The 20,814-nt window shown below is 68.4% G+C and carries 19 protein-coding genes and 1 pseudogene; all 20 read right to left on the reverse strand.

What is annotated here, in order from left to right:
- Window positions 1-28: 28 nt before the first annotated feature.
- On the reverse strand, window positions 29-2,002 hold the full coding sequence (gene nuoL / locus ACWDV4_RS07745; RefSeq protein WP_449975917.1) for an NADH-quinone oxidoreductase subunit L: 1,974 nt from the start codon (window positions 2,000-2,002) through the stop codon (window positions 29-31).
- Between the two features lie 24 nt (window positions 2,003-2,026).
- Entirely contained in the window at window positions 2,027-2,326 is a 300-nt protein-coding gene (nuoK, locus tag ACWDV4_RS07750) for an NADH-quinone oxidoreductase subunit NuoK (protein ID WP_449975692.1), read from the reverse strand.
- The gene (locus ACWDV4_RS07755; RefSeq protein ID WP_449975694.1) at window positions 2,323-3,096 is read right to left on the reverse strand and encodes an NADH-quinone oxidoreductase subunit J; all 774 of its coding nucleotides are present in this window, start codon (window positions 3,094-3,096) and stop codon (window positions 2,323-2,325) included. The genes nuoK and ACWDV4_RS07755 overlap by 4 nt, the downstream gene beginning before the upstream one ends.
- Window positions 3,093-3,677, reverse strand: coding sequence for an NADH-quinone oxidoreductase subunit NuoI (gene nuoI, locus ACWDV4_RS07760; RefSeq protein ID WP_449975695.1), 585 nt, complete (start codon window positions 3,675-3,677; stop codon window positions 3,093-3,095). Before nuoI ends, ACWDV4_RS07755 begins: the two co-directional genes overlap by 4 nt.
- A 1-nt stretch (window position 3,678) precedes the next feature.
- Entirely contained in the window at window positions 3,679-5,091 is a 1,413-nt protein-coding gene (gene nuoH, locus ACWDV4_RS07765) for an NADH-quinone oxidoreductase subunit NuoH (protein ID WP_449975696.1), read from the reverse strand.
- On the reverse strand, window positions 5,088-7,550 hold the full coding sequence (locus ACWDV4_RS07770) for an NADH-quinone oxidoreductase subunit G (protein ID WP_449975697.1): 2,463 nt from the start codon (window positions 7,548-7,550) through the stop codon (window positions 5,088-5,090). Before ACWDV4_RS07770 ends, nuoH begins: the two co-directional genes overlap by 4 nt.
- A gap of 58 nt (window positions 7,551-7,608) precedes the next feature.
- Entirely contained in the window at window positions 7,609-8,925 is a 1,317-nt protein-coding gene (nuoF, locus tag ACWDV4_RS07775; protein WP_449975698.1) for an NADH-quinone oxidoreductase subunit NuoF, read from the reverse strand.
- Entirely contained in the window at window positions 8,922-9,785 is an 864-nt protein-coding gene (gene nuoE, locus ACWDV4_RS07780) for an NADH-quinone oxidoreductase subunit NuoE (protein WP_449975699.1), read from the reverse strand. Before nuoE ends, nuoF begins: the two co-directional genes overlap by 4 nt.
- Window positions 9,782-11,107 (reverse strand): NADH-quinone oxidoreductase subunit D, encoded by a 1,326-nt coding sequence (locus ACWDV4_RS07785; protein WP_449975700.1) that lies wholly within the window; start codon window positions 11,105-11,107, stop codon window positions 9,782-9,784. The genes nuoE and ACWDV4_RS07785 overlap by 4 nt, the downstream gene beginning before the upstream one ends.
- 52 nt (window positions 11,108-11,159) lie before the next feature.
- On the reverse strand, window positions 11,160-11,906 hold the full coding sequence (locus ACWDV4_RS07790) for an NADH-quinone oxidoreductase subunit C (RefSeq protein WP_449975701.1): 747 nt from the start codon (window positions 11,904-11,906) through the stop codon (window positions 11,160-11,162).
- On the reverse strand, window positions 11,903-12,577 hold the full coding sequence (locus ACWDV4_RS07795) for a NuoB/complex I 20 kDa subunit family protein (RefSeq protein WP_449975702.1): 675 nt from the start codon (window positions 12,575-12,577) through the stop codon (window positions 11,903-11,905). Before ACWDV4_RS07795 ends, ACWDV4_RS07790 begins: the two co-directional genes overlap by 4 nt.
- Before the next feature lie 9 nt (window positions 12,578-12,586).
- Entirely contained in the window at window positions 12,587-12,952 is a 366-nt protein-coding gene (locus tag ACWDV4_RS07800; RefSeq protein WP_449975704.1) for an NADH-quinone oxidoreductase subunit A, read from the reverse strand.
- 109 nt (window positions 12,953-13,061) lie between these two features.
- Window positions 13,062-14,339 carry a geranylgeranyl reductase family protein gene (locus ACWDV4_RS07805; protein WP_449975705.1) on the reverse strand — a complete coding sequence of 426 codons (1,278 nt, stop codon included), beginning with the start codon at window positions 14,337-14,339 and terminating at the stop codon, window positions 13,062-13,064.
- A gap of 153 nt (window positions 14,340-14,492) precedes the next feature.
- Window positions 14,493-14,687, reverse strand: a complete 195-nt coding sequence (locus ACWDV4_RS07810) for a hypothetical protein (protein WP_449975707.1) — start codon at window positions 14,685-14,687, stop codon at window positions 14,493-14,495.
- A gap of 121 nt (window positions 14,688-14,808) precedes the next feature.
- The gene (locus ACWDV4_RS07815; RefSeq protein WP_449975708.1) at window positions 14,809-15,519 is read right to left on the reverse strand and encodes a demethylmenaquinone methyltransferase; all 711 of its coding nucleotides are present in this window, start codon (window positions 15,517-15,519) and stop codon (window positions 14,809-14,811) included.
- A 53-nt stretch (window positions 15,520-15,572) separates the two neighbouring features.
- Complete coding sequence (locus ACWDV4_RS07820) at window positions 15,573-17,132, reverse strand: hypothetical protein (protein ID WP_449975709.1); 1,560 nt, start codon at window positions 17,130-17,132, stop codon at window positions 15,573-15,575.
- A gap of 82 nt (window positions 17,133-17,214) precedes the next feature.
- Window positions 17,215-17,346: pseudogene (locus ACWDV4_RS07825) on the reverse strand (cell wall anchor protein); the annotation flags it as partial.
- Between the two features lie 365 nt (window positions 17,347-17,711).
- Window positions 17,712-18,905: a cyclic dehypoxanthinyl futalosine synthase gene (gene mqnC / locus ACWDV4_RS07830; RefSeq protein WP_449975711.1), complete on the reverse strand. Its 1,194-nt coding sequence runs from the start codon at window positions 18,903-18,905 to the stop codon at window positions 17,712-17,714.
- A gap of 73 nt (window positions 18,906-18,978) precedes the next feature.
- The gene (gene paaE / locus ACWDV4_RS07835) at window positions 18,979-20,094 is read right to left on the reverse strand and encodes a 1,2-phenylacetyl-CoA epoxidase subunit PaaE (protein ID WP_449975712.1); all 1,116 of its coding nucleotides are present in this window, start codon (window positions 20,092-20,094) and stop codon (window positions 18,979-18,981) included.
- A 103-nt stretch (window positions 20,095-20,197) separates the two neighbouring features.
- Window positions 20,198-20,671: a 1,2-phenylacetyl-CoA epoxidase subunit PaaD gene (paaD, locus tag ACWDV4_RS07840; protein WP_449975713.1), complete on the reverse strand. Its 474-nt coding sequence runs from the start codon at window positions 20,669-20,671 to the stop codon at window positions 20,198-20,200.
- Between the last annotated feature and the right edge of the window lie 143 nt (window positions 20,672-20,814).

The raw sequence follows: 20,814 nt of genomic DNA on the forward strand, positions 1-20,814 counted from the left end.
GCCGTGCGAGCGGGACGGATGAACGTGGTCACGCCAGCCACCCCATCTGCACGGCCAGGAACGCCGCCACCACCAGCAGGGCGCCGGCGAGGATCGACGTCGCGTAGGACCGGACGAAGCCGGTCTGTAGCCGGCGGAGCCGGCTCGATCCACCGCCGACCCCCGCGGCCAGGCCGTTGACCAGCCCGTCGACGCCCCGGTTGTCGAGGTAGACCAGCGCCCGGGTGAGGAAGATTCCGGGCTTTTCGAAGACCGCCACGTTGACCGCGTCGGTGTAGAGGTTGCGGCGCGCCGCGGTGACCAGCACCCCGGCCGGCTGCTCCTGAAGGGCGGTGCCCTTGCGGAAGAGTAGCCAGGCCAGGCCGACGCCGAGCAGGGTGATCGCGATGGACAGGATGGTGATCACCGTGTGGGAGAGCACGCCGTGCGTCTCCTCAGCACCGGGCAGCACCGGGGTCAGCCACTCGGGTACCGAGCTGGCCATCAGCGCACCCGCCCCGATCGAGCCGATCGCGAGCAGGATCAGCGGAATGGTCATGATCGGCGGCGACTCGTGCGGGTGGTCGATGTCCTCGGTCCACCGCTTCGGGCCGTGGAACGTCAGCACAAAGAGCCGGGTCATGTAGAAGGCGGTCAGACCGGCACCGAGCAGCGCGGCCCCGCCGAACAACCAGGAGGTCCAGTCGCCCCGCGCGAAGGCGGCGGCGATGATCGGCTCCTTGGAGAAGTAGCCGGAGAGCGGCGGAATGCCGATGATGGCCAGCCAGCCGGTGGCAAAGGTGATCCAGGTGATCTTCATGTGCTTGGCCAGGCCACCGAACCGGCGGATGTCCACCTGGTCCTTCATGCCGTGCATGACCGAACCCGCGCCGAGGAACATGTTGGCCTTGAAGAAGCCGTGCGCCAGCAGGTGGACGATGGCCAGGGCGTACGCCCCGCCGCCGAGTCCGACACCGAGGAACATGTAGCCGATCTGGCTCACCGTCGACCAGGCCAGCACCCGCTTGATGTCGTCCTTGGCCGCGCCGATGATGCAGCCGATCAGCAGAGTCAACGCACCGACGCTGACCACCACGGTCTGCAGTGTGGTGTTGGCCGAGAAGACCGGGTTGGACCGGGCTATCAGGTAGACGCCGGCGGTCACCATCGTCGCCGCGTGGATCAGGGCGGAGACCGGGGTCGGGCCCTCCATCGCGTCGGGCAACCAGGCCTGGAGCGGGAACTGGCCGGACTTACCGGTCGCGCCGAGCAGGAGCAGCAGGCCCATCACCAGTACGGTGCCGGCGGCGAGCCCGCCAACGCCGTTGAACACGTCGTCGTACTGGGTGCTGCCGAGCGTCGCGAACATCATGAAGATGGCGATCGCCAGACCCGCGTCACCGACGCGGTTCATCAGGAACGCCTTCTTGCCGGCGGTCGCCGCCGAGGGCCGGTCGTACCAGAAGGAGATCAGCAGGTACGACGCCACACCGACGCCTTCCCAGCCGAAGTACAGCATCACGTAGTTGTTGCCGAGCACCAGCAGGAGCATCGCGGCAACGAACAGGTTGAAGTAGGCGAAGAACCGGCGCCGCCCCGGGTCGTGGGACATGTAACCCACGGCGTACAGGTGGATCAGGGAACCCACACCGGTGATCAGCAGTACGAAGACCGCGGCCAGCGGGTCGAAGAGCAGGCCGAAGTCCACCTTGAAGTCGCCGACGGCGATGAACTCCCAGAGGCTGAGCTCCACGGACCGGTTGTCCAGGCCCCGCAGCTGGAAGAAGTAGGTGAGGCCGAGCACGAAGGAGGCACCAACGCTGGCCACCCCCAGCCAGTGGCCCCACCGATCGGCCCGACGGCCGAGCAGCAGCAGGATCGCCGCGCTGGCCAGCGGGATTGCCACCAGCAACCACACGCTGTTCAGCAGTCCGGACGCCTGGGCGTACTCGACGGCGGAGGTGGCCGGCTGGGCCGGCGACGCCGCGACGGCTGAGGCCGACAGAGCCTGGGCGCTCCACATGGTCTGTTCCACTCCGGGGCCCCTCTAGTACTTGAGCAGGTTGGCGTCGTCGACGCTCGCAGAGCGCCGAGTCCGGAAGATCGACATGATGATGGCCAGACCGACCACCACCTCGGCCGCCGCGACCACCATGACGAAGAACGCCATGACCTGGCCGTTGAGGTCACCGTTGATCCGGCTGAAGGTGATCAGCGCCAGGTTGGCCGCGTTGAGCATCAGCTCGACGCACATGAACAGGATGATGGCGTTACGCCTGATCAGCACGCCCGCCGCACCGATGGTGAACAGCACCGCGGCGAGGATCAGGTAGTAGTCGGGAGTCACTTCTCGGTTCCCTTCGGAGCAACCTCCGCCGAGGTCAACTCGCGGGTGGGCAGGATCTCGGGGAACGGGGCCTCGGTCAGGCTGCCGTCCGGCAGCCGGGAGGGCGTGACCACCGAGGACGAGGTGGCGAAGATGCCAGGTCCGGGCTTCGGCCCCGGGTACGAGCCGGGAGCGAAACGCGCCTTCATCTGCTCCACCTGGGAGCGCCGGTCACCCTTGCGGCGCTCGATGTACGCCAGCACCATCGCGCCCACCGCTGCCGTGATGAGCAGCGCCGAGGTGATCTCGAAGGCGAAGACGTACCTGGTGAAGAGCAGCCCAGCGATGCCCTGCACGTTGCCGGAGGCGTTGGCCTGCTCCAGCCCGACCGCCTCGATGCCGCCGACGGCCCGGTACACGCCGGTGCCCATCAGCGCGGCGAAGCCGATGCCGAGTGCGATGCCCGCGACCCGCTGTCCGCGCAGCGGCTCGATGAGCGAGTCGGTGGTGTCTCGGCCGACCAGCATCAGGACGAACAGGAAGAGCATCATGATGGCGCCGGTGTAGACGATGATCTGCACCATGCCGATGAACGGCCCGGACTGCATCACGTAGAACGCGCCGAGGCACAGCATGGTAAGCACCAGCCAGAGCGCCGAGTGCACGGCGTTGCGGGCGGCCACCATGCCGATCGCCCCGAGCAGGGCGAGCGGAGCGAGGACCCAGAACGCGATCTCCTCACCGGTGGATACGCCGCCCGCCGCGGCGAGCACCGCCTGCCCGCTCGTCATGAGGTCACTCCAGTCGGCTCAGACCCGTCAACCTGGCTGGCCTCGGCCCACGGTGCCCGCTCGGCCCCGGCCGAGGTGCCCGGATTGGTGAGGGCACCCACGTAGTAGTCCTTCTCGGAGTCACCCAGCCGCATCGGGTGCGGCGGCTGCTCCATGCCCTCCAGCAGCGGCGCCAGCAGCTGCTCCTTGGTGAAGATCAGGTCCTGCCGGGAGTCGCGGGCCAACTCGTACTCGTTACTCATGGTCAACGAGCGGGTCGGGCACGCCTCGATGCACAGGCCGCAGAAGATGCACCGGGCGTAGTTGATCTGGTACGTCTTCGCGTACCGCTCGCCCGGCGAGAACCGCTGCTCCTCGGTGTTGTCGCCACCCTCGACGTAGATCGCGTCCGCCGGGCAGGCCCAGGCGCACAGCTCACAGCCGATGCACTTCTCCAGGCCGTCCGGGTGCCGGTTGAGAATGTGCCGACCGTGGTAACGGGGCGCGGAGACCGGCGGCTTGAACGGATAGTCGGTGGTGATGACCTTTCGGAACATGTGGGAGAAGGTCACCCCGAACCCTTTGAAGAATCCGAACGCCATCTCACACCTCCTTGCCGGCCGCGCCGGAGTCGTCGTTCGTGGTGGTCGTCGCGGCCCCACCATCGGTGCCGTCGCGACCGCTGCTGGCCATGGCCGGCTGCCGTTCGGCAACCGCACGCCGGGCCCGTGGGCTCGGCGGCACCTGCAGGTCGAGCGGTGGCAACGGGAAGCTGCCGACTGGTCGGTTCGCCACCTGTTCCTCCAGGCTGGGCAACTCGGGCTTCTTCCGCTCCGGCCACAGGAGCGCAACCAGTAGGACTCCGACGACAGCCCCACCGATGATCAGGTAGCGGGTGGTGTCGGCGACGTTCTGGTTCTGCAGGGTCCGGATGCCGGCCAGGGCCAGGATCCACACCAGGTTGACCGGGATCAGCACCTTCCAACCGAAGCGCATGAACTGGTCGTAGCGCAGCCGGGGAAGCGTGGCCCGCAGCCAGATGAAGCCGAAGAGCAGCAGCAGCACCTTGCCGAAGAACCAGAGCATCGGCCACCAACCGGAGTTGGCACCCTCCCAGATGCTGATCGGCCACGGTGCCCGCCAGCCGCCCAGGAACAGCGTGGTGCAGACCGCCGACACGGTGATCATGTTGATGTACTCGGCGAGGAAGAACATCGCGAACTTGAACGACGAGTACTCGGTGTGGAAGCCACCGACCAGTTCGGACTCTGCCTCGGGCAGGTCGAACGGGGCCCGGTTGGTCTCACCCACGGCGGAGATCACATAGATGATGAAGCTCGGGATGAGCAGGATCGCGTACCAGCTCGGGGCGGTGACCTCGAACCCGAAGAGGTTGATCGGGTTGCCGTGCTCCTGGGCCCGGACGATCTCGGAGGTCGACATCGAGCCGGCCGTCATGAAGACCGCGACGAAGGAGAGCCCCATCGCGACCTCGTACGAGATCATCTGCGCGCCCGAGCGAAGAGCACCGAGGAGCGGGTAGGTCGAGCCGGACGCCCAACCGGCGAGCACCACGCCGTAGATGCCGATCGAGGCACAGGCCAGCACCACCAGCACGGAGACCGGGGTGTCGGTGAGCTGCAGCGGCGTGTGCTCGCCGAACATCGACACCACCGGCCCGAACGGGATCACCGCGAAGGCCGTGAAGGCGCAGATGGCGGAGATCACCGGAGCCAGGAAGTAGACCACCTTGTCCGCGGTGAACGGGATGATCTCTTCCTTGAAGGGCAGCTTGAGACCGTCGGTCAATGACTGGAACCAGCCGTTCGGACCGACCTGGTTAGGGCCGGGCCGCTGCGCCATCCGCGCTACGACCTTGCGCTCGTAGTTGATCGTGAAGAGGGTCAGCAGCAGCAGCATCACGAAGACGCCGAGCACCTTGATCAGGACGATCCACCACACGTCCTTGCCGAAGTCGGCGAGGGTGGGGCCCTCCGCGAGATAGGTCGGGATCACTTGACCGCTCCCTCTTTCGTCTGCTGCGCGGGCAGCGACCCTGCCCCGACGGACAGCCGGACGACCGTGCCGGACGTCGCGCCGAGGCTGCGCCGTACGGTCGAGCCAGGCGAGTTGGTCGGCAGCCAGACCACCCCGTCCGGCATCTCCGTGATCAGTGCCGGCAGCGTCACCGCGCCCCGGTCGGTGCCGACCGTGACCGCCACGCCATCCGTGACCCCCAGGTCACGAGCCATGTCCTTACTGATCCGCACCACCGCGGGTCGGGCCGTGCCGCCCAGGTGCTCGTCGCCCTCGATCAGGGTGCCCTCGTCGATCAGCTGGTGCCAGGTCGCGAGCACGGCCTGTCCGGCAGCGGCGGTCGCCGGCTTGCCCGAGGGCACGCACGGCGCGGCGGGCCGGTCCGACTTGCTCATCGGCAGCGAGCCCAGCTCGCGGCGGATGCTGTTGACGTCGCCGGTGCCGAGCGTGACGCCCAACTGGGCGGCGATCGCGTCGAGCACCCGGCCGTCAGTCATCGCCGACGAGTCCAGCACCGCCTCGAAGGTCCGCAGCCGGCCCTCCCAGTCGACGAAGCTGCCGGCCTTCTCCACCACCGGGGCTACCGGCAGCACCACGTCGGCCCGGCGGGTGACGGCGCTGGTCCGCTGCTCCAGGCTCACCAGGAACGGCACCGTGTCCAGTGCCTGCTCGGCCAGTCGCGGGTCGGCCAGGTCACCCGGGTCGACCCCGGCAACGACCAGCCCGCCGAGCCGGCCGTCGGCGGCCGCCGCGAGGATCTGGTTGGTGTCCCGACCGGCCTGGCTCGGAATGACCCCGGCCGCCACGTCCCAGGCCTCGCCCAACTCGGCGCGGGCCAGCGGGTCGGTGACCGGCCGGCCGCCGACCAGCAGGTTCGGCAGGCAGCCGGTGTCGATCGCGCCCCGGTCACCAGCGCGCCGCGGCACCCAGGCCAGCTTCGCCCCGGTACGCCCGGCCAGCTCGGCCGCGGCCGAAAGACCACCCGGTACGGTGGCCAGCCGCTCGCCGACGAGCAGGATCGCCCCTTCGGCACCCAGCGCCTCGGCGACCGTCGGGTGGGTGGCCAGCACCTCGGCCTCTTCGCCGGGCACCACCCGCGCGAGCTTCGCACCGAGCTTCTCCAGGCCCCGCGTGGCGAACGGCGCCAACGCGAAGACCTTCAAGCCCTTGTTGCGGTACGCCTTGCGCAGCCGCAGGAAGAGGATCGGGCACTCCTCCTCCGGGTCCAGCCCGGCGAGCACCACGGCCGGGGCCCGCTCGATGTCGGCGTACGTCACATCGGTTACCCCGGCCACGTTGCTGGCCAGGAACTCCGTCTCCTCGGCCGACAGCGGCCGGGCCCGGAAGTCGATGTCGTTCGTGCCGAGCGCCACCCGGGCGAACTTCGCGTACGCGTAGGCGTCCTCGACGGTCAACCGGCCGCCGGTCAGCACCCCGACCCCGGCCTCGTCACGGGCCTGGCGCAGCCCCTCCGCCGCCACGGACAGGGCCTCGCTCCACGAGGCCTCCCGCAGCTCACCGGTACGGGCGTCGCGGACCAGCGGGTTGACCAGGCGCTCGTTGGCGGTGGCGTAGCGGAAGCCCCACCGGCCCTTGTCGCAGTTCCACTCCTCGTTCACCGCCGAGTCGTCGCCGGCCAGCCGACGCAGGACCTTGTTGCGGCGGTGGTCGGTGCGCATGTCGCAGCCGGCGGAGCAGTGCTCGCAGACGCTCGGTGTGGAGACCAGGTCGAACGGGCGGGCCCGGAACCGGTACTGCGCCCCGGTCAGCGCGCCGACCGGGCAGATCTGCACCGTGTTGCCGGAGAAGTACGAGTTGAACGGGACGTCCCCGGCGTCGCCTTCGGCGCCGTACGCGTCGTCCCGGTAGATGTTGATCTCCTCCGCCGAGGAGCGGCCCATCAGGTCGATGAACTTGTCGCCGGCGATCTCCTCGGAGAACCGGGTACACCGCTGGCAGAGCACGCACCGCTCCCGGTCCAGCAGCACCTGGCTGGAGATGTTCAGCGGCTTCTCGTACTCCCGCTTGTGCTCGTGGAAGCGGGACTCGGTGCGGCCGGTGGACATCGCCTGGTTCTGCAGCGGGCACTCGCCGCCCTTGTCACACATCGGGCAGTCGAGCGGGTGGTTAATCAGCAGCAGCTCCATGACGCCGGCCTGGGCCTTCTTGGCCACCTCCGACGTGAGCTGGGTACGGACCACCATGCCCTCGGCGACCGTCTGGGTGCAGGAGGCCACCGGCTTGCGCTGTCCTTCGACCTCCACCAGGCACTGCCGGCAGGCACCGGCCGGGGCCAGCAGCGGGTGGTCGCAGAACCGCGGGATCTCGGTGCCCAGCTGCTCGGCGACCCGGATGAGCAGCTCGCCCTTGGGCGCGGTCACCTCGACCCCGTCGATGGTCAGCGTGACCGTGTCCGTCTTCTTGGCTACCTCGGTCATTGTGCCGGCCTTTCGCTCGCGGCTGCGGGGCTCGCTCCGCTCACTCCTCGCGCTCGCATCAGTGCGCTCCAACTAGCTGCTTGGCGGACAGCTTCGGTGCCTTACGCCCCTCGATGTAGTCGAGGTAGTCCTGCTTGAAGTACTGCAGCGAGGAGGTCACCGAACTGGTGGCACCGTCACCCAGGCCGCAGAACGCGCGGCCGAGGACGTTGTCGCAGGTGTCCAGCAGGGTGTCCAGGTCCTCGTGGGTGCCCTGGCCGGAGAGGATGCGCCGGTAGACCCGGACCATCCAGTAGTTGCCCTCACGGCACGGCGTGCACTTGCCGCACGACTCGTGGTGGTAGAACTCCAGCCACCGGTAGGTCGCGTAGACCGGGCAGTCCTGGTCGGAGAAGATCTGCGTCGCGGTGGTGCCGAGGATCGACCCGGCACCGGCGACGCCCTCGAAGTCCAGCGGCACGTCGAGGTGATCGGCGGTCAGCAGCGGCGTCGACGAGCCACCCGGGGTCCAGAACCGCAGGTTGTGGCCGGGCTTCATGCCACCGGCCAACTCGATCAGTTCCCGCAGGGTGACGCCCATCGAGCACTCGAACTGGCCCGGGTTGGCGATCCGACCGGAGAGGGAGTAGATCATCGGGCCGGACGACTTCTCCGTACCCATGGTCTTCCACCAGTCGGCCCCACCGAGCACGATGTACGGCACGCTGCTGATGGTGCCGACGTTGTTGACCACCGTCGGGCAGGCGTACAGGCCGTGGGTCGCCGGGAACGGCGGGCGCAGCCGGGGCTGGCCCCGGAAGCCCTCCAGCGAGTCCAGCAGCGCGGTTTCCTCACCGCAGATGTACGCCCCGGCGCCGCTGTGCACCACCAGGTCCAGGTCGAAGCCGGTCCCGAGGATGTTCTTGCCGAGGTAGCCCTTGGCGTACGCCTCGTTGACCGCGTTGCGCAGCCGCCGAGCGGCGTGCACCGCCTCGCCGCGGATGTAGATGTAGGCCCGGTTGGCCCGGATCGCGTACGAGGCGATGATCACGCCTTCGACCAGCGAGTGCGGGTCGTGCGTCATCAGCGGCAGGTCCTTGCAGGTACCCGGCTCGCCCTCGTCGGCGTTGACCACCAGGTAGTGCGGCTTGCCGTCGCCCTGCGGGATGAAGCCCCACTTCAGGCCGGTCGGGAAGCCGGCACCACCCCGACCGCGCAGGCCGGAGTCCTTGATCAGCTGGATCAGGTCGTCCGGGTGTACGGCGAGCGCCTTGCGCAGCGCCGCGTATCCGTCGAGCTGCTCGTACGTCTCCAGCTGCCAGGCGTTCGGGGACAGCCAGCGCTTGGTGAGCACCGGAGTCAGCTTGGCCAGCGTCTCCGGCCGAGGCGTCGTCACTTCTGGGCCTCCTTCAACGACCGCTCCTGCTCGACCGCGCTGTCGCCCGCCGGCTTGGCGTCACTGGCGGGGCGGTTCGCGGCGACGCCGGCGGCCTCCGCCTTCTTGGCCTCCCCGGAGACGGGCGCGGTCGCCGGGGCGGCCGGCGCCGCGTCCTTGCGGCGAAGCGGGGTGTCCGGGTCGAATCCGGCGACTGCGATGCCGTGCTGCTGCGCCAGGCGCAGGCCGCGCAGCGTCGGCTCACCGGCCGGCCCGTCGGCGACCGCACCCTCCCGAGTGTCGGCGAATCCGGCGAGCTGGAGCGACATCTCCTTCAGGGTGCAGAGCCGGGCGCCTCGGGTCGGCATCGGCCGGCCACCGGCCTGGAGTTCGTCGACGACGCCCTGCGCGGTGTTCGGGTCGACTCCGTCGAAGAAGTCGTAGTTGACCGTCATCACCGGGCCGTAGTCACAGGCGGCCAGGCACTCGGCGTGCTCCAGCGTGATCTTCCCGTCGGTGGTGGTCTCCTCGTGCCCGACGCCCAGGTGTTCGGCGAGGGTGTCGTAGACCTCCTGCCCGCCGAGCACGTTGCACATCGTGTTGGTGCAGACGCTGACCAGGTAGTCACCGGTCGGCCGGCGCTTGTACATGGTGTAGAAGGTGGCCACCGCGCCGACCTGGGCCTTGTTGAGGCCGAGCTGCTCGGCACAGAACTCGACCCCGGCGGGCGAAACGTAGCCCTCCTCCGACTGCACCAGGTGCAGCATCGGCAGCAACGCCGACCGCGACCGGTCGGCCGGGTACCGGGCGATGATCTCCTTCGCCCGCTCGTGCGTCTCCTGGCTGAACACAAAACGCTCGCTCTCCGCGCCCACGCTCATCGGTCACACCCGCCCATCACCGGGTCCAGTGAGGCGCCGCCCGCGATCACGTCGGCCAGCAGCGCGCCTTCGGCCATCGCGGGAACCGCCTGCAGGTTGATGAAGCTGGGCTCGCGGTAGTGCACCCGGTAGGGACGGGTCCCGCCGTCCGAGACCGCGTGCACGCCCAACTCGCCGCGCGGGGCCTCGATGCCCACGTAGACCTGGCCGGGCGGTACCCGGAAGCCCTCGGTGACCAGCTTGAAGTGGTGGATCAGCGACTCCATCGACTGACCCATGATCTTGGCGACGTGCTCCAGCGAGTTGCCCATGCCGTCCACGCCGATGGCCAGCTGCGCCGGCCAGGCGATCTTCTTGTCGGACACCATGATCCGGCCGGGCCGGAGCCGGTCGACAGCCTGCCGCACGAGCTTCATCGACTCGCGCATCTCCGCCATCCGGACCAGGTAGCGGCCCCACACGTCGGCGGTGGTGGCGGTCGGCACGTCGAACTCGTAGTTCTCGTAGCCGCAGTACGGGTTGGTCTTGCGCAGGTCCCAGGCCAGGCCCGCCGAGCGCAGCACCGGGCCGGTGATGCCGAGCGAGAGACATCCGGTCACATCCAGCACCGCCACCCCCTGGGTGCGCTGCTGCCAGATGATCTGACCGCTGAGCATGTCCTCGTATTCCTTGAGCCGCTTCGGCAGGTAGTCGAGGAACTCGTCGATCTTCTTGATCGCCTCATCGGGCACGTCCTGGGCGACGCCACCCGGGCGGACGTACGCCATGTTCATCCGCAGCCCCGAGCAGAGCTCGAAGATGTCCAGGACGTACTCGCGCTCCCGGAAGCCGTACAGCATCATCGAGATCGCGCCGAGCTCCATGCCGGTGGTGGCGATCCAGACCAGGTGCGAGGCGATCCGGTTGAGCTCCATCATCAGCACGCGGATGGTGGTGGCCCGCTCCGGGATATCGTCGGTGATGCCGAGCAGCTTCTCGACGGCGAGCGCGTACCCCGTCTCGTTGAAGATCGGCGCGAGGTAGTCCATCCGGGTGACGAAGGTGGTGCCCTGCACCCAGTTGCGATATTCGAGGTTCTTCTCGATACCGGTGTGCAGGTAGCCCACGACCGGCCGGCACTCCCGGACGGTCTCGCCTTCCAGCTCCATCACCAGCCGGAGCACGCCGTGGGTCGACGGGTGCTGCGGACCCATGTTGACGACGATCCGCTCGTCGTTGATCGGGTCGACGCCGCTGACGACGCTGTCCCAGTCACCGCCGGTGACGGTGAAGACCTTGCCTTCGTCGGTCTCGCGTTCCGTCGCGTAGCCAGGGGTGGTCATTTCATCCCTCCGATCGGGACTGCGGGGCTCACAAATTCACTCCTCGCACCGATCATTGGTAGGACCTCCGGTGGTCTGGAGGCGGAATCTGGGCACCCTTGTACTCGACCGGGATACCGCCGAGCGGGTAGTCCTTGCGCTGCGGGTGGCCCTCCCAGTCGTCCGGCATGAGGATCCGGGTCATACCGGGGTGGCCGTCGAAGACGACGCCGAACATGTCGTACGCCTCCCGCTCCTGCCAGTCGGCCGTCGGGTAGACGGAGGTGACGCTGGGCACGTGCGGGGCGGCCGTGGTGACCGCGACCTCCAGCCGTACCGACCGCCGGTAGGTCATCGAGGTGAGCTGGTAGACCACGTGTAGCCGCCGCTCGTCGGAACCGAGGTAGTCCACCCCGGAGACCGAGTTGCACAGCTCGAAGCGCAGCGACTCGTCGTCACGCATGGTCCGGCAGACTTCGAGGATCTTGTCCGACCGGACGTGGATGGTCATCTCGCCCCGGTCGATGACCACCTTTTCGATGGCATCGGCGAACCCGGGGTACGCCTCTTCGAGCGCGTCGCGGACCTCGTCGAAGTAGCCGCCGTACGGCCGCGGGCTGTCGACCACCTCGACCGACCGGCGCTTCAGCCCACCGAAGCCGGAGGTGTCGCCGGTGCCCTGGATGCCGAACATGCCCCGGCCGGCCGGGCTGGCCGGCGGAAATTCCGCGGGTGCCCCGCTGGTCGCGCCGACCGGCGGCGCGGCGACCGGTACGCCTCCGCCGGGCTGCTCACTGGGTGCGGGTGAGGGAGAGGTCATTTGCTGCCCCCGAGCTTCACGTGGTTCTGCGCCTTCATCCAGTTCTCGATGCGCAACTGCTCCTCGCGCCCCTCGCGGACCGCCTGCTCCCACTGCGCACGCCGCGCCTTGTCGACTCGGTAGGAGGAGGGCATCGCGCCGGGGGCGACGACGGGTACGTCACCGCGCTCGCGGCGGGCTTCGAGCATCTTGCGGCCGTTGGGGCCGAGCGGCTGGGCCATCACCTTCTCGCGCATCTTGAGGATGGCGTCGATGAGCATCTCCGGCCGCGGCGGGCAGCCGGGGAGGTAGATGTCCACCGGCACGATGTGGTCCACACCCTGCACGATGGCGTAGTTGTTGAACATACCGCCGGACGACGCGCAGACGCCCATCGAGATGACCGAGCGAGGCTCCGGCATCTGGTCGTAGATCTGGCGTACGACCGGGGCCATCTTCTGGCTCACCCGACCGGCGACGATCATCAGGTCGGCCTGGCGGGGCGAGGCGCGGAACACCTCCATGCCCCACCGGCCCAGGTCGTAGTGCGGGGTGCCGGCGGCCATCATCTCGATGGCGCAGCAGGCGAGACCGAAGGTCGCGCCCCAGAACGACGACTTACGCGCCCAGTTGGAGAGCTTCTCGACCGAGGTGAGCAGGATGCCGCTCGGCAGTTTCTCTTCGATACCCATGACGAAACCTCAGTCCCAGTCCAGCCCGCCACGCCGCCACACGTAGGCGTACGCGATGAACACCGTGACGATGAACAGCACCATCTCGACGAACCCGAAGAGGGCGAGCGCGTCGAACGACACAGCCCACGGGTAGAGGAAGATGATCTCGATGTCGAAGACGATGAAAAGCATGGCCGTCAGGTAGAACTTGATCGGGAACCGACTACCCCCGATCGGCGTCGGCGACGGCTCGATGCCGCACTCGTACGCGGCGAGCTTGGCCCGGTTGGCCCGCTTGGGGCCGACGATGGGCGCGATCGCCACAGAAAAGAGTGCGAAGAGCGCGCCCAGGATCAACAGACCCACAATGGGCGCCCACATGGAGAGTGACATCTCCTCCTGCCGTCCTTTCCTGTCCGGCCGACCGCCAGTCCTACGTATTCACTTCCTCGCTGACGCCCCGAAAGGCGCAACGAGTCACACAGAGTGACCGGATGGCCACTCAAACACTGGGCGCTGCCTTGGCCATCGCGTTGATGATCCGGTCCATCGCGTCACCGCCGCGCGGGTCGGTCAGGTTGGCCAGCAGCTTGAGAACGAACCGCATCAGCACCGGACGCGGCATGCCGTGCTTGGTGGCGATCTTCATGATCTGCGGGTTGCCGATCATCTTCACGAAGATCCCACCCAGCCGGTAGTAGCCGCCAAAGCGGGCCTTCAGCTCGGTCGGGTAGTGCGCCAGTGCCCGCTCGCGGTCCAACCCGGCAGGTCGGGCCAGCGCCTGTATCGCCACCTCGGCGGCCAGCTCGCCCGACTCCATGGCGTAGGCGATGCCCTCGCCGTTGAACGGGTTGACCATGCCGCCCGAGTCACCGACCAACATCACCCCGCGGGTGTAGTGCGGCACCCGGTTGAAGCCCATCGGCAGCGCCGCACCGAGGATCGGCCCGTCGGCGTTGGCGTCGTCGTTCAGGCCCCAGTCGGCCGGCGTGTTCGCCAGCCAGTCGGTGAGCAGTCGGCGGTAGTTGGTCTTACCGAAGGCCGACGAGGAGTTGAGGACGCCGAGCCCCGCGTTGACCCGGCCGTCACCCATACCGAAGATCCAGCCGTAGCCGGGCAGCAGGTTGTCGCCGCCTTCTCGGCTGCGCAACTCCAGCCAGGACTCCAGGTAGTTGTCGTCGTGCCGGGCCGGTGAGCGGTAGTAGCGGCGTACCGCCACACCAATCGGCCGGTCCTCCCGCTTGGCCAGGCCGAGAGCGAGTGGGAACCGGCCGGAGACACCGTCGGCGGCCACCATGAGCGGCGCGTGGAAGGTGGCCGGCTCCTTGTCGGGGCCGACCTCGGCGGTAACGCCGATCGCCCGGCCGGTGGCGTCGAGCACCGGGCCGGTGACGTTCACTCCGGTACGCAGCACCGCGCCAGCCGCGACCGCCCGCTTGGCGAGTTGGTCGTCGAAGTCGAGCCGGGTACGGACCAGTCCGTAGTTGGGGAAGCTGGCCAGCTCGGGCCAGTCGAGTTCGAGGCGTACCCCGCCACCGATCACCCGCAGGCCCTTGTTGTGCAGCCAGCCGGCCTCGGGCGAGGTGTCCACTCCGAGCTTGATGAGTTGCTTGACGGCGCGCGGGGTGAGGCCGTCGCCGCACACCTTCTCGCGCGGGAATTCGGTCTTTTCCAGCAGCAGAACCCGAACCCCGTGCTGGGCAAGGTGGTAGGCAGTGGCGGAGCCACCCGGCCCAGCGCCAACGACGATGACGTCTGCGTCGTTCTCGACTGTCGTCATCTGCGCCTCCCTCCGTACGCTCGTGAAATGCTTCACAAGCTAGGTTCGGGAGGAGTCTAGAACCGCGAGAAGGCCAGTCCCCGGTTAGGCGACCCTAACTAGTCGAGGTGGGAGCACTGGAACCCCTCGGCCGCGTAAAGAAGGCGACCGAAGTCACTCCTGATCGGAGGAAAACAAGACCCCGTCGGGTAGCTGATCGCGTAACGCACCGCCGGCCGCCCGGTCAAGAGCGGCCAGCACATCGGCGACGATCTGTTGTGCGCCAGCTGAGTCCGGCCCGGCCAGCGCGCGAATCTGGGCAATCAGCTCGGCCGCGTCCGTGTCGTCAAGCTGCTCTGCGCCAGTCATGCCGGCAGCTTATCTGGACGAAGAGCCCGAAACGCCCAAAATTAGCGAACTCTCGGACAAGGCAGCCCTGCGCAGGCCGCCCACCGACCACCACCTCGCCCTCGGCGAGCATCCAATCGGATCAGTCGCGCACCGCGCGGTGCAGCGCCGCGATCCCCCCGGTCAGATTGCGCCACGCCACCTGGGACCACCCCGACCGGCCGATCCGCGCCGCCAGACCAGCCTGGTCCGGCCAGGCCCGGATCGACTCGGCCAGATAGACGTACGCGTCAGGGTTGCTGGACACCGTCCGCGCCACCGATGGCAACGACCGCATCAGGTACGACAGGTAGACGGTGCGGAAAGCAGCGTTGGTCGGCGTGCTGAACTCGCACACCACCAGCCGGCCACCGGGCCGGGTGACCCGGGCCATCTCCCGCAGCGCCGCCTCGGTGTCCGTGACGTTACGCAGCGCGAACGAGATGGTCACCGCGTCGAAGGTCTCGTCGGGGAACGGCAGCCGCAGCGCGTCCCCCGCCAGCAGGGGCACCCCGGGGCGAGCCTGCTTGCCGGTCCGCAACATGCCCTGCGAGAGGTCGGCGCCCACCGCGTACGCCCCGGACTGGGCAAGTTCCTCGGTGGAGACCCCGGTGCCGGCCCCCACATCGAGCACCCGCTCCCCCGGCAGCAACCCGAGGGCGGCCCGGGTGGCCCGCCGCCAGCCCCGGTCCTGCCCGAACGACAGCACGGTGTTGGTCAGGTCATATCTCGCCGCCACGCCGTCGAACATCGCGGCGACCTCGTGTGGCTGCTTGTCCAGGCTGGCGCGCTGTCCGCGCGAAGTACGGCTCACGCCGTCCTACTCTGCCAGCCTGGACTCGCCCCGCCACCGAAGGGTCAGGCAGCTCAGTCGGTCGGCTTCTCGTCGCCCGGATTCACCAGGACCACCCGACGCCGACGCGCCACCAGGAACAGCACCACACCGGCGACCACCACGACCGCGCCGATCCCACCGATCAGGCCGGCCTGTACGCCGGTCACCGGCAGACCGCCACCGCTGCCGCCGTCATCGCCGCCGTCATCGCTGCCCGAGACCGTGATCGTGATGGCGGCGGTGTTGTCCGCCGGCTTGCTCTCTGGCGACGGCAGTGCGTTGCTGACCTCGATGGTGCCGTCCGCAGCGACTGGTGCGGAGACGATCCGGAACCGCAGCTTGAAGTCGAACGCCCGTGCCGGCGGGAACTCACTCTCGAAGTTGCACGCCAGCTCCGCTGCCTCGACGAACTCCCAGTTGCCGGCCCCATCCAGGCAGGTCGGGTACGCGCCAGAGGCCGGCTTCAGCGCAAGCGTGCCGCTCGGCGCCTTCACCCGCAGCCGCGCGTCACCGGTCGCCGGGCCGTTGTTGGCGACATTGAAGGTGACCTCCACCACCTCGCCGACCGCGCCCTGCACCGGGCTGCTGCTGATCGCCAGGTCGATCGAGTTCGCCGAGGCGAAGACCGAGAAGCCGGCACCGTTGTCGCCCAGGTCGGCGTCCTGCCGATCCTTGGCATCCGCCTCACGTACGACGGTGTCGTCCGCCACGGACGTGCGAGCATCGCCGGCATCGGCCAGGTCCGCGAGGCCGTAGCCAGCGACACCGCCCCCACTCAACGCCATCGGCCCGGGAGCCGTCGGCGACACCTTGACCTTCATCGGCTTGGCCATCTGGAAGACCTCGCCGGGACGTACCGTCCGGTTTGGTCGGGTGCAGACCGCATGGTTGTTGTAGTCGTTGTAGGTGCAGCCCGACCGCCGCTCGGCGAACGTGGTCCACGACGGCAACACGATCTCGAACTTGATTCCCTTTACCGCTCGACTGCCCTCGTTGTAGAGCGCCCAGTCCAGCTCGCCGGTGCCGCCCGGGGCGATCGGGGTCTTGGCCATCGGGTCGGCGTAGACGTCGTACGCGATCGCGGCCAGGTCGTAACCGGCTGGCGCGGCCTGGACCTGCACTGTCGTCTTGTTGTTGCTGGTGTCCGGGTCCGCCGTCGCCGAGGTGACGGTGACCGTGAACGACCCGGCGTCGCCCTGCTTCTTGGGCGTGGTGGCGAACAGCGCCGGGAAGTCGTTGAGATGTGCACCATTGGCCAGCTCACCCAGGTCGCAGGTGACCTTCGTCGGCCCGTCCGAGACACAGTCCGGTCCGGACGGCAACCCGAAGGCAAGCACGTCCTGCTTGATCTTGCTGGCGTCGATGGTGACCCGGATTCCCTGTGCCGAATCCGGGCCCTGGTTGGACAGTTGAATCCGGAACTGCTTGATCGCCGCGTTCTTGACGACCTTGCTACCACCGATGAACAGGTTGAGGTCCGCCGAGGCGGCGGGTTCGGCGGACGCCACTGAGGGGGCGGCTACCAGTCCGAGCGTGGCGAGTACGACGGCAAGCCCGCCGCCGGCACCCGCACGCAGTGCGTAATGTCTCATCTGACTCCCATGTGAAATGGAGCATTTTCCAGTCGTACGTCAGGTGTCGCGCCATCCGACGGTGAGCCGGTAGGCGCAAGCGTCAGTCGGTCGACTTCTCGTCATCCGGGCTGACCAGAACCACCCGGCGCCGACGGGCCAGCAGGAACATGACACCACCGGCGACCACCATGGCCGCACCGATCCCACCAACCAGGCCCGCCTGCGCACCGGTCGAGGTCGGTTTGGGTATCGGCGGCAAACGCCGGCGCACCGGTCGTGGCGAACAGGCTCGACACGAGCAGATCGGTCGCGCCGATACGCGCCATCGCGCGGTAACCAGAATTCATGAAGAGATCCCTTGGGGGTAAAGGGAAAGACGAATCGGCACGTTAGCCGCCTCGGTCCTCGCCCGCCACCCCGTCGCAGGCCCGCCCGGAACTGCGCACCTAACGATCTCTTAAGGAATGTCCGATTGGTGACCAATGCTGCGGTAACCAAATCGCCAGGCACACCGAACGTGCCTGGCGATTCATCGGTTCACCCGGTCAGCTACCGCCAAAAGGATGAACAATCAATTCACCTGCGGCAGCCGCACAATTACTTTACGTCTACCAGAGGAAGGCTGCGACCCGCGCCGCCACCGGGTAGGGCGATCGAGGAGAAGTGCGAGACGACCCGATCGTCGCTGGGGTCGTCGGCCGGCGTACGGTGCACCGCCAGATGCCGGTAGAGGGTGTCCCGTTGCGCCGGGATACGGTCGGCGGAACGGATCATCCAGATCAGCTCGTGCAGGTTGGACCGGTGCCGGGCCCCCGCCGAAGAGATGACGTTCTCCTCCAGCATGATCGAGCCGAGGTCGTCGACCCCCATGTGCAGGGCCAGCTGCCCAACGTCCTTGCCGGTGGTCAGCCAGGAGGCCTGTAGGTGCGGCACGGTCTCGAAGAACAGTCGGGCCACCGCGACCAGCCGCAGATATTCCAGCGTCGTCGCCTGGGTACGCCCCTTGAGGTGGTTGTTCTCCGGCTGGTACGTCCACGGGATGAAGGCCCGGAAACCGCCCGTACGATCCTGCACGTCGCGGATCATCCGCAGGTGCTCGATCCGCTCGGCGTTGGTCTCGCCGGTCCCCATCATCATGGTGGCGGTGGATTCGATCCCCTGCCGGTGGGCCAGCTCCATCACCTCGCACCACCGCTCGCCCGACTCCTTGAGCGGGGCGATGGCCTTACGGGGGCGTGCGGGCAGCATCTCCGCGCCCGCGCCCGCGATCGAGTCCAGACCGGCGACCTTGATCCGGGCGATCGCCTCGTCGAGGCTGACGCCGGAGACCTTCGCCATGTGCAGGATCTCGCTGGGCCCGATCGAGTGGATGGCGAGCTGCGGGTAGGCCGCCTTGACCGACGAGAACAGCTCCTCGTAGTACTCCACGCCGTAGTCCGGGTGGTGGCCGCCCTGCAACATCACCTGCGTTGCGCCCAACTCGACCGCCTCGCCGCACCGACGCAGGATCTCCTCCATCGGGTGGCTCCAGCCCTCCTTGTGCTTCGGCGCACGGAAGAAGGCACAGAACTTACAGGCGGTGACGCAGACGTTGGTGTAGTTGATGTTGCGGTCGATCAGGTATGTGGCGATGTTGTCCGGGTAGCGCCGCCGCCGGACCGCGTCGGCCGCCTCGCCGAGCGCGTGGAAGGGCGCCTCGGTGTAGAGCAGCAGCGCCTCCTCGGGCGTGATCCGCCCACCGTCCGCGCCACGCTGCAGGATGCTGTCGATCTCCCGGCTCACCGTCGTCACCCCCCGAGCCTACGTCGCCCCTCCCGTACCGCGCCCGCAGCGGTGGCCCATCTGCGGTCCGGCCCACATCCGTTCAGACGTCGTAGTCGATGACGACCTGGTCGGTTACCGGGCTGGACTGGCAGGTCAGGACGTATCCGGCGGCCAACTCGTCCGGCTCCAGGGCATAGTTGCGAGCCATCGTCACCTCGCCGGAGACAACCTTGGCCCGGCAGGTCGAGCAGACCCCGCCCTTGCAGGCGTACGGCAGCTCGCCCCGGATCTTCAGCGCCGCGTCGAGCACCCGTTCGTCCCGACCCATCCGGAAACTCGACGTCCGCCCATCCAGCATGATCGTGACGTCGCTGCCGGCCGCCGTCTCGGTCGGCCGCTGCGGCGGCGCGGGCGGTTCGTCGACGTGGAACAACTCCGTGTGTACGGCCTCCGCCGGCACCCCGCGCCCGGCCAGCACCGCCTTGGCGTCGACCACCATCCCGTACGGCCCGCAGAGGAACCACTCGTCGATCAGGCTCGCCGGCACGATCGTGTCCAGCAACCGGGCCAACCTGTCGGCATCGATCCGGCCGGAGAGCAGTGGCGATTCACCCGGTTCTCGGGACAGCACGTGCACCAGGTGCAACCGGTCCGGGTAGCGGTCCTTGAGATCGGCCAACTCCTCCACGAACATCACGCTGCGGGCGTAGCGGTTGCCGTACACGAGGGTGAAGGTGCTGGTCGGCTCGACGGACAGCGCGGTGGCGACCAGCGCGAGCACCGGGGTGATCCCCGACCCGGCGGCGACCGCGCCGTACTGCCGGCTCCGGACTGGATCGAAGTCCGTGGTGAAGTGGCCCAACGGCGGCATCACCTCGACGGTGTCGCCGGCCCGCAGACTGGTGCCGGCGAAGGAGGAGAACGCCCCGCCCGGGATCGCCCGTACGCCGATCCGCAGCCGACCGTGCTCGGCCAGTTCGGCCGGGGTGGAACAGATCGAGTACGACCGGCGTGCCTCGGTGCCGTCCGGTTGCCCGTCGACACGTCGTACGGTCAGGTGCTGGCCAGCCCGGAAGGCGTACCGGCTGCGCAGCTCGGCTGGCACCGTGAAGGTGATCGCGACCGCGTCGTCGGTCAGCCGGTCGACCGAGGCCACCGGCAACGGGTGGAAGACCGGCCGCCGACGTACCGGTCGGGTGATCGTCACGCCGGTCATCGCCGGTCCCTCCGCGTCATTGGCGTCCCTGATCTCTGCTCTGTCTCCGTCACAACGGATCTCTGCTCCGCCTCCGTCACAGCGGTTTTCTGTTCCGTCTCCGTCACAGCGGTTTCACCTGGTCGAACGGCTCCCGACAGGTACGGCAGCGCCACAACGCCTTGCAGGCGGTGGACCCGAACCGGCTGATCTGCTCGGTCTCCACCGACCCGCAACGCGGGCAGGGCACCGTCAGGGTGATCGGGATCGGCCCGGCCCGCCGTACCGGACCGGGCGGGGCGATCCCGGCGGCAGCCAGCTTCGCCCGCCCTGCCTCGGAGATCCAGTCGGTGCTCCAGGCCGGCGCGACAACCGTCACCACCTCGGCGTCCGGGTAGCCTGCGGCGGCCAATGCCCGCCGGATGTCGGCCCGGATCACGTCCATGGCCGGGCAGCCGCTGTAGGTCGGTGTGATGGTGACGGTCACCCGTCCGGTCGCCGGATCCTCGGTGACCTCCCGCAGGATCCCCAGGTCGTCGAGGGTGACCACCCGGATCTCCGGGTCGACGACGGCCGCGACCACATCCCGCGCGCTCACAGTGCTGGTCCTTGTTCGCGACTGCGGGGCTCGCTCCGCTCACTCCTCGCGCTCACAGTGCTGGTCCTTGTTCGCGACTGCGGGGCTCGCTCCGCTCACTCCTCGCGCTCACAGTGCTGGTCCTTGTTCGCGACTGCGGGGCT

It is taken from the genome of Micromonospora sp. NPDC003197 (genome assembly GCF_053590565.1).